The organism is Roseomonas sp. TAS13, from assembly GCF_001950415.1.
Taxonomy (GTDB): domain Bacteria; phylum Pseudomonadota; class Alphaproteobacteria; order Acetobacterales; family Acetobacteraceae; genus Roseomonas; species Roseomonas mucosa.
Genome location: NZ_BDLP01000004.1, coordinates 1 through 12869 on the forward strand (window position 1 = coordinate 1; position 12869 = coordinate 12869).

Below are 12869 nucleotides of genomic sequence, written 5' to 3' on the forward strand. Positions count from 1 at the left end.
ATCGTCGAGACCGGCAACGATAGTTGGCGATTCAAGAACCGCGCCTGAACGCCCCCTCAACACACCTCACAAGAGGGTCCCTTTTGCGTGCCGATCTGGGGTCCCAATTCAGTGCCGATTGACAGCCAGTCAGGCCGTTGCAGCTTGTTGTGTCCGATGCGATAGAACGCCCGGGTGTTCGCTCCAGATACTGAGTGGGCAGGGTTTCAGCGTTGGTCGGGCCGCCAGCGGCGCAGACCAATGCCTGGAGGCCCACTCATGGCTCAGCACTACCACGCCCAACCAAGTGCCTTGCGCCGTTTTCTCGATGGCCAGTCTTCCGCGGGACTGGTGCTGATGGCCGCCGCTGCCCTGGCGCTGCTGATCGCCAATTCGCCGCTGGGGCCGGGCTACGAGGCCCTGCTGCACGCCTATGTCGGGCCACTGTCCCTAGGCCACTGGATCAACGACGGCTTGATGGCCGTGTTCTTCCTGCTCGTCGGCCTCGAGATCAAGCGAGAGGTGCTGGATGGCCAACTCTCCACATGGTCACGCCGCGCCTTGCCAGGCATTGCCGCCGCCGGAGGCATGGCGGTGCCTGCGCTGGTGTACCTGGCCTTCAACTCCGGGCCTACGGCTCAGGGCTGGGCTATCCCGGCTGCCACCGACATCGCCTTCGCCCTCGGCGTCATCTCCTTACTCGGCAAGCGGGTTCCGGCCTCGCTGCGGATCTTCCTGACGGCCTTGGCCATCATCGACGACCTCGGCGCAGTGGTCATCATCGCGCTGTTCTACACGGCGGGCATCTCGCTGCCCGACTTGGCAGGTGCCGCCGCCGTAGTGGTCGTGCTGGTCGCGATGAACCGGCTCGGCGTGCGCCGCCTCACGCCATACCTCCTCCTGGGGCTGCTGCTCTGGGTGCTCGTGCTGCGCTCCGGCATCCACGCCACGCTCGCGGGCGTGGTTCTCGCCTTCACCATCCCTTTGCAGGGCACTCCAGGACGCCCGGATGCCGAGCGTGGCAGCCCGCTTCATCGGCTGGAGCACGCCCTGCACCTACCCGTCGGCTTCATAATTGTCCCCATCTTCGGACTGGCCAATGCAGGCGTCTCCTTCCTCGGCTTACCCGCGGAGGCTCTGGCGGCGCCGGTCACAATTGGCGTCGGGCTTGGATTGCTGGTTGGCAAGGTAGTGGGTGTTCTGGGCTTCACCCTGTTGGCCATCCGCCTCGGGCTCGCCGACATGCCAGCTTACGCTGGACGGCTACAGATGGTGGGGACGGCGCTGCTCTGCGGCATTGGCTTCACCATGAGCCTGTTCATCACCCTTCTCGCCTTCCCCGGTGACCCGCTCCTCCAGGCGGAGGCCAAAGTCGGCATTCTCGCGGGCTCCTTCCTGTCTGGCTTGCTTGGCTATGCACTGCTCCGCGTAGCGCCACAGGACTGGCCAGGAACACCATCACGGCGGGTCCAAAGAGCACCTACCGAGAGGGGTACGGTCGCCTGAAAATCAGCGTCCGCTGACTTCGCCTTGAACATCGCGGGTGATGCTGATCGAAACGTCGCCTCTGCTTGGTCCCGAGAGCTTCGCTTCCAGAGGGATCGCCGAGAAAGGACAGCACGGTGAACACATCGCTACGGGTAGTTGGGGCGACGGCAGTGGTGGCCCTCGCCCGACGAGTCCGCCAAAATACAGCGCGACCCTCGGTGGCGCCGGGAGCGTCAGCAAATGTTCGCTGACGAGACGAACAGCGCGCTCGCCCGCACCGCAGCGCAGAGAGAGGCGCGGCAGGTTACGTCAAGGCCGGAAGCCCGTTTGGACGCTGCGTGAGCACTGCCTTGCGCGAGCGGCTGGAGGCACTCGGCGACGCCTTCTGGCTGCGTCCGGCGATCCTTGTCCTGCTCGGCCTTATCCTGGGCGAGGGGGCGGTCTGGACCGAGCAGTGGGACTGGACCCGATCCCTTCTTCCCGCAGGCTGGCTTTACGCTGGCGGCGAGGCGGGCGCCCGGGCCCTCCTGGGCGCCATCGCCACCTCCACCATCGGCGTCGCAGGCACCACCTTTTCCATCACCGTGGCCGCGCTCTCCCTCGCCTCCGGTCAGATGGGGCCGCGGCTCCTGCGGAACTTCGTCCGCGACGCGGGGAACCAGGTTGCCCTGGGCGTGTTCCTCGGCACCTTCGTCTACGCCTTGGTCGTGCTGCGGACCGTGCGCTCTGTGGAGGAAGGGGCCTTCGTGCCTCATCTCGGGGTCACCGGCGCCCTTGTCCTTGCCCTGCTCTGCGTCGGCACGCTCACCTGGTTCGTCCATCACATCGCCTCCGGCATCAACGTCGAGACCGTGATCGGCACGGTCCACGCGGAACTGCGGGATGCAGTTGCCCGGCTGACCCTCGACCAGCCGGATCCGGGGCCGATCGGCCCTGCCCCGGAGGGGCGAGCCATCACAGCAAAGGAAGGTGGATACCTCCGGGCTCTCGACGAGGAAGGGCTCGCGGGCTGGGCGGCAGAGCATAATGCGACCCTGAACCTGCTCGTGCGACCGGGCGATTACGTCTTCACAGGCGTAGCCGTGGCCACGGTGTCGCCACCGGCCCTGGCCAAGGAGGCGGTGGGGAGGGTGCGCGAAGCCATGAGCCTCGGCGACCGGCGGGCGGCGGCGCAGGACCTGGAGTTCGCCGTGCGCCAGCTCGCCGAGGTCGCGGTCCGCGCCCTCTCGCCTGGCATCAACGACCCGTTCACAGCCATGGCGGTGCTGGACCGATTTGGCGACGTGCTCTGCGGCATGACCGACAGGCACCTGCCGGGCGCGGCCGTGCTCCGCGACGGGCGCGCCGTTCTGTTCCGGCGCGCGGTGGACTACGACGGGCTGCTCGACGCCATGTTCCACATGATCCGGCAGAACGGCGCTGGCTCGGCCGCCGTGCTCCTCCGCCTCATGGAGGTCCTCGGCGCCGTGCTGGCGGTGGAGCAAGCGCTGGAGCGCGGCGCCGCGTTGCGCCGTCACGCAGACCTTGTTTTCGCCGCGGGGCGGCAGAACCTGGGCGAGCAGGCTGCGGTGGAGGACCTCGAGGCGCGCTTCGCCGCCCTGCCGCGGAGCTCCTGATTGACCCAGGGGCGGTAAGGCGACGACCATCCGGCTCACCCAGGATCTTCGCCCTTGCGACCGAGCAGGGTGTTTCGCGCGACCAAGCCAAGCGTGGAGCCTTGCACGATGATCGAGAACAGCACCACCGCGTAAGTCGCGGTGAGGATCGTCGCCTTCTCCGGAACATTGGGCAGCGACAGCGCGAGGGCCACAGAGATGCCCCCGTGGACCCCCGCCCAGGTCAGGAAGGGGATGTTCCGCGCCGACAGGCGCCCCGACCAGGGGAACAGGAGCAGTGGGGCCGATATGGCAATGAGGCGGGCGACAAGAACGATCGGCACTGCGGCCGCCGCGACGGTCAGCGCGGTAGGCTCGAAGCGCAGCACGAGTACCTCGAGGCCGATCAGCAGGAAGAGCACCGAGTTCAGAACCTCGTCGATCAGGGTCCAGAGGGCCGAGACGTAGGACTGCGTGCGGTCGCTCATGGCATACCGCACGCCCCTGTCGCCGATGACCATGCCCGCCGCGACCACCGAGAGGGGCCCGCTCATGCCGAACCTGTCCGCCAGGGCGTAGGTGCCCGTCACCAGCGCCAAAGTGATCAGCACCTCCACCGGGAAGTCGTCGATAGCGCGCATGGCGCGGTAGGCTACAAAGCCGGTGCAGGCGCCGAGGGCCAGGCCACCGCCTGCTTCCCAGACCAAGTGGTGCGCGACCAAGCCGATGCTGGCCTCGCCGCCCGATCCCACAGCGTATCCAAGCAGCAGCGTGAACAGCACCAGCCCCACGCCGTCGTTGAACAAGGCTTCGCCCTGCACCTCGATCTCGAGTTCAGGCGGCACCTTGACGTTCTTGAGCGTCGCTAATACTGCGACCGGGTCGGTGGGGCTGATCAAGGCGCCGAAGACCAGCGCCCAGGCCAGTGACAGCGGCTGCCCGATGGCCTGCATGACAGCCCAGAAAGCCAGGCCGACCACCGCCGTCGAGATGACGGTTCCGACCAGCGCAAGGGTGACCACGGGCCACGCACGGTTCCGCAGGGCGCCAAGGTCGAGCTCAAGGGCGCCTGCGAACAGCAGGAAGGCCAGCATGCCGTCCATCACGATGCCGGTGAAGTCGACCTGCCGCAGGGCTCCGGTGAGATCCTCGTAAATGTGCTGGTCCGGCACTGCGAGGTCGAGCAGGACGAGCAGCAGGGAGGCGGCCAACCCCATCACCAGTAGTCCAATCGAGTGCGGCAGCCGTACGATGCGGCGGTTCAGCCAGCCAAAGAGAGCCGAAAGTGTGAGCAGGAGTGCGGCGATGTCGAGGATGGAGGTCAATGCTTGTTCCTCTTGGACACATGAGGATCGCCGTTTGCGTGAGGGCCCTCTCGATTGGGCACCGGGAAAGCGCATTGGTTAACGCCTCCCAAGTCGAACTGGCACGACACTTCCCGGCTGGAGCAGGAGAAGAATGAGTTCGCTTCTGCGCAAAGTCGACGGCGCGACCAGCATCCGGAATGGACGCGAGGCTGCCGCGGCCATGTCTAGCGCCAAGCTGATTGTTTGCTCCCCGGCAAGGCGCCCATACCAAACGGGCATCCATCGCGGGAGGGTGCCACAATGGATGCCGGAGCATGCCGCCCTGGTGGGCAGCGGACTGTCTCGCTGCTATCAGCGCGAGGGCTGGAGCACCGGCGCCGACGAGGCTGGAGGGTTGGCCTCCAACTCGGTAATCAACTGCTTCATCTCGGCAATCTCACGAACCTGGGCCTCTATGATGCTGTCGGCCAGTTGCCGCACACGTGGTTCTCGGATCTGCGCTCTCTCGCTGGTCATGATGGCAATGGAGTGGTGTGGAATCATTGCCTTCATGTAGGCCACGTCGCCCACCGTCTGCTGGCTCCTGACCAGCCACAGCGACCCTGCAAACGCCAGGACGCTGGCCACGAGAATGGCCATGTTGGCGGTCCGGTTCCGGTACATGCCGAGCATGAACAGCAGCATGATGATGGCCATGGTCGCCCCCATGACGAGGGCCATCCAGGTCCGAGTCTGGCTGTAGAAGACGTGCTCCAGGGCATAGGTGTTCAGGTACATCAGGCCGAACATGACCACGGTCGACACCAGGATCATCAAGCCGAAACGTGCGTAGCTCATGGCGAAGTGCCTCTCTTCCAGGACCGATGGGGCTGAGACCCAACGAGCCTCGGAGTTTTCGATGGGGGCGGCCGACGCCCGCAGGCATCGGTCGCGTTGAGGGAGCCAGCCCTGCTGGGCCGCCGCCCGCGCAGGTCAGGCAATTACGCCGCCGCTCTCCGGGAAGACGTACCAGGAGCCGAAGTCGCCGATGCCCTCCACGAAGCCTGGTGCCTCGGCGAACATGAAGTCGCTCTGACGCAGGTCGTCCTTGGCGATGTCCTCGAGGAGGATGGAACCCGCGAAGGTGCCATCCTCGCCCATGCCCCAGCCGACCAGGGCGCCCTCGGCCGTGTCCTGGACCACGACATCCGCGGGCTGGATGCCCTCCATGAAGGCGATGTGGTCGAAGGCGCCCTGGGCATCGCCGGTCGCCTCGAAGTCCAGGACCACGTCGTGGCCGCTGTCCATCGACACCATGAAGGCGTCGGCGCCAGTCCCGCCGACCAGAGTGTCGTTGCCCATGCCACCGTTCAGCATGCCGTGCGCGGCACCTTCGTCGAGGTAGTCGTTCCCGGCGCCCCCCATGAGCTCGTCGGACTCCGCCCCGCCGAAGAGCCTGTCGTCGCCAGCCTCACCCACCAGGCGGTCCATGCCGTCGCCGCCCGCCATGGTGTCACGGCCATCGTCACCCTGGAGATGGTCGTCGCCAGCCAGGCCCGAGATGGTGTCGTCCCCAGCCAGCCCAAAGACCGTGTCCGATTCCGACGACCCCGTCAGGGCATCGGCACCAGTGGTGCCGCGGAGGACGGCGTTCCCCTCGATGTCGAAGCCCAGGGTGCGGTTACCCAAGGCGTGGTCGGCCAGAAGGTCGAAGATGGCACCGGCCTGCGGCTCACCGGATACCTCGGGGCCCGCGACGCTGGGCGTCGACGCCTCGTCGGCTGGGCCGTCAGGCACCCGCAGGCCGGGAGGCAGGTCGGCCGCGTCGCCGAACATGAAGTCGTCCTGCGCCAGGTCCGCCTTGAAGACGCTTTCCAGCAGGACTGAACCCCCGTCCCAACTGACCTGGACCCCATTCGCGGTGTCCGTAAAAGCGAGGTCTGTCCACTGGAGGCCGTCCATGACCGCCAGGTGATCGAACATGCCGGGACCGGCGGTGAAGTCCTTGATGACGTCGTGGCCGCTCATCCGGCCGATCATGAAAGCATCCGGGCCGCCGCCGCCAACCAGGGTGTCGTCGCCCATGCCGCCGTCGACGGTGCTGTGGCCCTCGCCCTCGTTGAGATAGTCGTTCCCGGGGCCGCCGCGCAGCGTGTCGGCGCCCGAGCCGCCGTAAAGGGTGTCATTGCCCTCGCCACCTTCGACCTCATCGTCGCCCATGTTGCCGGAGACCACGTCGGCGCCCGCGCCGCCGTGGAGGACATCGTCCATGCCGCCTCCGCCAATGCGGTCGTCGCCTTCAAGGCCCCAGGTGAACTCGGCGCCGTCGGTGCCGCCCAAGGTGTCGGCGCTCTCACCGCCGAAGGTGACGTTGTGGACGTGGCCACCGGCCTCGAAATCGAAGTGAAGCCCGCCCAGCGCGCCGTGCAGGGTGTCAGCCAGCCGGTCTGTAAGGTTCGTGAGCAGGCTGCTGAGATGCTGATTCTGGCTCATGCCGAAGCTCCGTCAGAACGTTTTGATCTGTGCAGGAAGCGTCTGCTTCCGGTGGAGGTGACAAGGACCAGACCCGCTGTCCGGTCCTTGTCTCGGCCTCAGGCGCTCATCTTGCGGCAGGACGCGGCGCACTTGCGGCACTGCGCGACGCAGTCCTCCATGCCACCCACGGCCTCGCAGCTTTTGGCGCACTCCTCGCAGATCTCGGCGCACTCGGCGCAGGTGTGCTTGTGGTGGGGCGTGCCGATCAGCATCATGTCGGCCGAGGTCCGGCAGATGGTGGCGCAGGCCATCATCAGCCTGAAGTGTTGCGGCTCCACGTGCTTGCCGCCCGCTTCCAGGCAGTGGTTCATGGCCATGCCCAGGCAGGTGGAATGGCAGCGCAGGCATTCCTCGATGCAGGCCCGCATGGCATCGGACATCTGGTGCATTCTTCTTCTCCAGCGAATGACGTGTTTGAAGCAGGGCTCACCAGCCTGCGCGGCAGGTCGATTGCCCGTTGCGATGACGGTCATGGCTGCGGGCGCCCCGTTTGACGGAGGCTCGGCCAATGCGCCGCCCGCCGCAGGCCCAGGGGCTCTGCGGTGACGCTCAGCACGCCTTATCGGGGTGGTGGGGAAGGAAGCTCGGAGAAGATGCCAGCGACTCGAAGTGGCGGCATGGCGAAGAACTCGCTGCCGCTGACCAGTAACATGACCTGCGGGCTGAACGGCGGCAGGAGGGCAGCGCCGCTCCCGCAGTGCCCGATGGTGCAGCAGCCTGGCCGGACAGCGTCGCCGTCGCAGTTCGGGCAGCACTTCCTGCCTGCCGTCCCGGCTTTCACGGCGTGACGAGACACCTGGGCATGCTGGGTGGCGGGCGCCGCGTGAGCGGCATGCGTGGTAGCCCTGGTGGAGGCCGTCATGGCGGACCGGTTGGGCATGACGCCGTGCGCCACGGCGGGCACTGCAAGGGTGAGCACGCACATGGCGAGCACCAGGGCAAACACCGCTCGGATCGCGCTTGCCATCGAGCGCATCGGATCATCACCCCACCAGCCTACCGCCAGTAAGCACCCGCTCCGGGGATGGTTTCCCTGTACGCGAGGGAAGAACGCCGCGCGACGGGCGTTTCCGCACCATCGCTGGCCCCGCTCAACCTGTTCTCGGATGCCCTGGCGAAGCGGCAACCGCAGGCGTTGCCGGTCAGGATGCCGTGCGTCGGTAGCAGCAGCCGAGTTGTCGCGTTGCAGGCAACCCCGGCGGCTCGAACGTCTCGGCGCCGGGCGCCAGCAACGGCACGGGGCGCCCCGCCGACATGGCCAGCGCTCCGCACCGGACCGCCGCTGCCTACACTCCCTCGGGACGTGGACTGGTCGAGGTCATCTCGGCGACGGCCCAGAAGACGAGGACCATCACGACGATCTCCCAGCCGATGGACACCGCCAGGCGGGCGCCGGATCCCGGCTCGCCAGCCGCCAGAGCGGGTGTCAGCCGGAAGCGGTGCCAGGCGGCGAAGCCCAGCAGGACGCCGACCAGCGCAACCTTCGTGAGCAGGGCCCAGCCGTAGGCGGTGGTCACAAGCAGGTCCAGTTGCCCGACCAGCAGCCACGCCAGCGTCACCCCGGCCACGACGAGGCCGCCGACGATCCACGAGGCTGCCCGCGCCCATCCCTCGACCATGCTGGCGGCCTGCGGCCCAGTCCGCCTGGAGGCGATCATGAGGGGCCACAGGCTACCCGCCCAGAAGGCCGCCGCGAGCAGGTGGAGCACCAAAGCCGTGGCCAGCAGCCATCGCGGCTGGTGCTGGGTCGTGTGGCCGACCTCGGTGAAGCTCGCCGCGACCGCCAGCACGCCAGCGGCTCCGAGCACCAGGGCCGCGCGTCCGACCCAGGTTGCCAGCGCCACAGCCAGCAGGCCCGCCCAGGTGACCAACACGGAGATGCCGGGACGCGAACCCAGCATCATGTCCCAGATCTCGGCATCGAACGGATCGCCGTCCGAGGCCAAGGCCACCTGGGCAGTCAGCCAAGCAAGGCTCGAACCCAGTCCTGCCGCCACGATAACCATGGTCAGGCGGCGGCATGCGGCGACGTCACCGGCCTCCTGGAGGCGCCCAAAGCCCATGGCGAAGATGGCGAGGCCCGCCGCGCCGAGGCAGGACACGTAGTAGGCGATGCGCAGCGCCACGGAGAGCGCGCGCAGCAGGTCCGGCTCCGGCCCAAGCAGCTCGAGAATCACCGGGCGGCGTTCACCGCGAACCGCACCGCCCCGCTCATGACGTGGCCGTCGTCACCCATCGCACGCCACTCAAGCCGGTAGGCCCCGGGACGCAGAGGTCCCGCCGGTGTGGCGCTCACCTGGCTGGATGCTGCCCGGCCGCCCTCGCGGCGCACCTGGTGCTCCCGGCCGCCTTCGTCGAGCAGGCGCAGCGCCGTCACGCGGCAGTCCTCGGTGAAGGCCAGGTTGAGCGTGCGCGGGGACGCGTTCAGCGTCGCGCCGTCGGCCGGGTCCGACGAGTGCAGCATCGCGTGCGCGGAGGCGGCGCCGGGAACCAGGATGCCGAGAGCGGCGGCAAGGACGCCGTGGCGGAGGAAGGCGAAGCGAGAGAGCATGGGATCTCCTGTCAGTGTTCGCCGCGGCCTGCCGACCCGGCGAATGTCCGACCGCATCATTAAGCAGCCGGTGGACGCGCCGCATCCGGGATTTCTCGACAATTTATTGCAGCGATCGCAGGCGACTGCCGCCTCCGCACATCCTGGGCAGGCCCGCAGGCGATGCCTCGGAACCCCTCCATGACCTTGCCGTCAGATGCGCGTCCTCCGCAGGCGCAGCGAGTTGGCGATGACGGACACCGAACTCAGCCCCATGGCCAGTGCGGCGACAATCGGGCTGAGCAGGATGCCAAGGAACGGGTAGAGCACCCCTGCGGCGACCGGGATGCCGAGCACGTTGTAGCCAAAAGCGAAGAACAGGTTCTGCCTGATGTTCCTCATCGTCGCGTGCGACAGCGTCCGAGCCCGCGCGATGCCCGCTAGGTCGCCCTTCACCAGGGTCACACCGGCGCTCTGCATGGCCACGTCGGTCCCGGTGCCCATGGCGATGCCGACGTCGGCCTCCGCCAGCGCCGGGGCGTCGTTCACCCCGTCGCCCGCCATGGCGACGACCTTGCCCTTGGCGCGGAGTTCCCGGACGATGCGGTGCTTGTCCTCGGGCAGCACGTCGCCCTGGAACTCGTCGATGCCGAGCCTGCGGGCCACCGCCTCCGCAGTCGTGCGGTTGTCGCCCGTCAGCATGACGATGTGGATGCCGCTGGCGCGCAGGCTCTCCAGCGCGGCGGGCGTGCTCTGCTTGACCGGATCGGCCACGGCGATGACGCCGCCCGGTCTGCCGTCCACGGCCAGGAAAAGCGCCGTGCCGCCCTCGCGCCGGAGCTCGTCGGCCCTGCCAGAGAGGTCGCCGAGGTCCACCCCAAGCTGCTGCATCAGCCCAGCGTTGCCCAGCGCGACCTGGCGCCCCTGCACAGTGCCGGTCACGCCCTTCCCGGTGACTGAGGCGAAGTCGGTCGGTTCCACGAAGGCCACGCCACGTTCCTTAGCCGCGGCTACGATGGCAGCCGCCAGCGGGTGCTCGCTGGACCGCTCCAGGCTGGCGGCCAGCGGCAGCACCTCGGCTTCGGTCAGGCCGGGTGCCGGGACCACGGCCACGACCTTGGGCTTGCCCTCCGTCAGGGTGCCGGTCTTGTCCACGACCAGGGTGTCGACCTTCTCCATGTGCTCGAGCGCCTCGGCGTTCTTGATGAGCACGCCCGCGGACGCTCCCTTGCCGACGCCGACCATGATGCTCATGGGCGTGGCCAGGCCCAGTGCGCAGGGGCAGGCGATGATCAGCACCGAGACGGCGGCGATCAACCCGTAGGAGAGCGCCGGGCTCGGACCCCAGACCGCCCAGGCTACGAAGGCGAGCGCCGCCACGGCGATGACCGCCGGGACGAACCAGCCAGCCACCGTGTCGGCCATGCGCTGGATGGGCGCCCGGCTGCGCTGCGCCTCGGCGACCATGGCGACGATGCGGGACAGCATGGTGTCCGAGCCCACCTTGTCCGCCCGCATCACCAGCGCACCGGTGCCGTTCACGGTGCCGCCGATGACCTTGGCGCCGGGCGCCTTCTCCACTGGCAGGGATTCGCCGGTGACCATGGACTCGTCTACGGCGCCGCTCCCCTCCAGCACCTCGCCGTCCACCGGCACGCTCTCGCCCGGCCGCACCCGCAGCCGGTCGCCCACATGCACCTCGGCCAGCGGGATTTCCTCGTCCTCACCATTGTCCTTGAGGCGCCGCGCCGTCTTGGGCGCCATGTTCAGCAGGGCGCGGATGGCGCCGCCAGTCTGCTCGCGAGCCCGGAGCTCCAGCACCTGCCCGAGCAGGACGAGCACCGTGATGACGGCGGCCGCCTCGAAGTAGACGGCGACGGTGCCGTCCATGCCGCGGAAGCCCTGGGGGAACACGCCGGGCGCGAAGGTCGCAACCAGGCTGTAGAGGTAGGCGGCGCCGGTCCCGAGCGCGATGAGGCTAAACATGTTCAGGCTGCGGTTCCTGAACGACTGCCAGCCGCGGACAAAGAAGGGCCAGCCTGCCCAGAGCACGACCGGCGTGCCGAGCAGGAACTGGATCCATACCGACATCCTGGGCGGCACCAGATGGTGGATACCAAGGCCAGGGATATGCGAGCCCATTTCGAGGACAAAGATGGGCAGGGTCAGCGCCAAGCCGACCCAGAACCGCCGTGTCATGTCGGCGAGCTCCTCGTTGGGAGCGGCTTCGGCGGTGATTTCCAGCGGTTCCAGTGCCATGCCGCAGATGGGGCAGCTGCCCGGACCCTGCTGCCGGATCTCCGGATGCATGGGGCAGGTGTAGATGGCGGCCTTCTCTGCCGCCGTCGGCGCCGCTTCCGCCTTTGGCTTCAGGTACTTGCCCGGGTCGGCCTCGAACTTCCCCTTGCAGCCCGTCGAGCAGAAGTGGAAGGCGCCGCCGCCGTGATGCGCGTGGTGCGGCGTCCTGGCCGGGTCAACCTCCATCCCGCAGACCGGGTCGTGGACCTTGGGCGCGTTGTTGTTGGCCGGATGCAGGGCCGGTGGCGCGTCATGGCCGTGATGATGGCCATGGTGATGGTGGTGATCGTGACGACGCTCGTCCATCTGCGGCACTCCCTACGGCCGCCGTGGCCGTTCCATTGGGCTGAGATGGAGATTCCCAGTGTGGGAAGGTCAAGGCGCCGCAAGGATTAGGCCAGCGCCTTGACCTTCCCACAGGGGCAAGCCCCACCTGTGGCGCGGTCACTCGCGAGGAGAGCACGATGTACCGCTTCGACGTTCCCGGCATGAAGTGCGGCGGCTGCGCCAAGAAGGTGGAGCGCGCCGTCAGGTCCAAGGACGCCTCGGCCGGGTTCAGCGCCGACATCGAGAACAGGCTGGTGACCGTGACCTCCTCCATGCCGCAGGCGGAGCTCGCCGCGGCCATCGAGGAGGCAGGCTACGCCAACCAGGCGGCCGCCTGAGGCCGCTGGCCGACGCCGCGTGACGGGGCGCCCCAAGGCGCCCCGCCCCGGCGATCAGTGGTTCATCATCTGGCAGTGCTGCATCATCTGCTGCATGTCGGGGGACAGGGCGCCCCGCTGAGCCTGGGTCCGCATCTGCTGACAGTGCTGCATCATCTGCTGCATGTTCATGCCGCCCATGCCGCCCATGTTCTGGCCCTGCATGCCCGACATGTTGTGGCCGGGCATTGAGCCCATGCTGCCCTGGGAGCCAGTGGCGGCCGTGGCGGCAGACGAGCCCGGCGGAGTGCTCGGCGCCGGGGTCAGGGACATCTGCGACGAAGTCGGGGTCGCCGCGGGCGGGCCACCGGGCTGAGCGCAGGCGGCGAGGCCCAGCAGCAGCGTTGCAGCCAGCGCGACCTTCCCGATCGCCTTCCGTGTAGTGTGGGTCATGTGTCCTCCTTGAGGTAGCAGGGGTTCGGCAGGCGCCCCGGCCCGCCATGGCGGACTGGAG

Annotated in this window: 11 protein-coding genes; 3 read left to right on the plus strand and 8 right to left on the minus strand. The window is 68.1% G+C overall.

Features of this window, described 5'->3' with window-relative positions; translation table 11 throughout:
- Window positions 1–258: 258 nt before the first annotated feature.
- Complete coding sequence (gene nhaA, locus ROTAS13_RS00790; RefSeq protein WP_051544318.1) at window positions 259–1485, plus strand: Na+/H+ antiporter NhaA; 1227 nt, start codon at window positions 259–261, stop codon at window positions 1483–1485.
- A 320-nt stretch (window positions 1486–1805) separates the two neighbouring features.
- The gene (locus ROTAS13_RS00795) at window positions 1806–3083 is read left to right on the plus strand and encodes a DUF2254 domain-containing protein (RefSeq protein ID WP_027297342.1); all 1278 of its coding nucleotides are present in this window, start codon (window positions 1806–1808) and stop codon (window positions 3081–3083) included.
- Between the two features lie 35 nt (window positions 3084–3118).
- On the opposite strand, the gene ROTAS13_RS00800 is transcribed toward ROTAS13_RS00795, so the two are convergent.
- The 7 genes from ROTAS13_RS00800 to ROTAS13_RS00835 all read right to left on the minus strand — a co-directional run bounded on the left by ROTAS13_RS00800 (window position 3119) and on the right by ROTAS13_RS00835 (window position 12017).
- A complete protein-coding gene (locus ROTAS13_RS00800; RefSeq protein ID WP_075821279.1) occupies window positions 3119–4387 on the minus strand; it encodes a sodium:proton antiporter in 1269 nt (422 codons plus the stop codon).
- Window positions 4388–4720: 333 nt separating this feature from the next.
- Window positions 4721–5206, minus strand: coding sequence for a DUF305 domain-containing protein (locus ROTAS13_RS00805; protein ID WP_075821280.1), 486 nt, complete (start codon window positions 5204–5206; stop codon window positions 4721–4723).
- Window positions 5207–5341: 135 nt separating this feature from the next.
- Entirely contained in the window at window positions 5342–6841 is a 1500-nt protein-coding gene (locus ROTAS13_RS00810; protein ID WP_253187610.1) for a calcium-binding protein, read from the minus strand.
- Window positions 6842–6939: 98 nt separating this feature from the next.
- Window positions 6940–7272, minus strand: a complete 333-nt coding sequence (locus ROTAS13_RS00815) for a four-helix bundle copper-binding protein (protein WP_075821281.1) — start codon at window positions 7270–7272, stop codon at window positions 6940–6942.
- 897 nt (window positions 7273–8169) lie between these two features.
- The gene (locus tag ROTAS13_RS00825) at window positions 8170–9060 is read right to left on the minus strand and encodes a copper resistance D family protein (protein WP_075821283.1); all 891 of its coding nucleotides are present in this window, start codon (window positions 9058–9060) and stop codon (window positions 8170–8172) included.
- The gene (locus ROTAS13_RS00830) at window positions 9057–9434 is read right to left on the minus strand and encodes a copper resistance CopC family protein (RefSeq protein ID WP_075821284.1); all 378 of its coding nucleotides are present in this window, start codon (window positions 9432–9434) and stop codon (window positions 9057–9059) included. Before ROTAS13_RS00830 ends, ROTAS13_RS00825 begins: the two co-directional genes overlap by 4 nt.
- Window positions 9435–9626: 192 nt before the next feature.
- Window positions 9627–12017: a heavy metal translocating P-type ATPase gene (locus ROTAS13_RS00835; RefSeq protein ID WP_171979012.1), complete on the minus strand. Its 2391-nt coding sequence runs from the start codon at window positions 12015–12017 to the stop codon at window positions 9627–9629.
- A gap of 158 nt (window positions 12018–12175) precedes the next feature.
- On the opposite strand from ROTAS13_RS00835, the gene ROTAS13_RS00840 reads away from it, so the two are divergent.
- Window positions 12176–12376: a heavy-metal-associated domain-containing protein gene (locus ROTAS13_RS00840; RefSeq protein ID WP_075821285.1), complete on the plus strand. Its 201-nt coding sequence runs from the start codon at window positions 12176–12178 to the stop codon at window positions 12374–12376.
- Window positions 12377–12430: 54 nt separating this feature from the next.
- Here ROTAS13_RS00840 and ROTAS13_RS00845 read toward each other — a convergent pair whose 3' ends face one another.
- Window positions 12431–12808, minus strand: a complete 378-nt coding sequence (locus tag ROTAS13_RS00845) for a hypothetical protein (protein ID WP_075821286.1) — start codon at window positions 12806–12808, stop codon at window positions 12431–12433.
- Window positions 12809–12869: the final 61 nt, after the last annotated feature.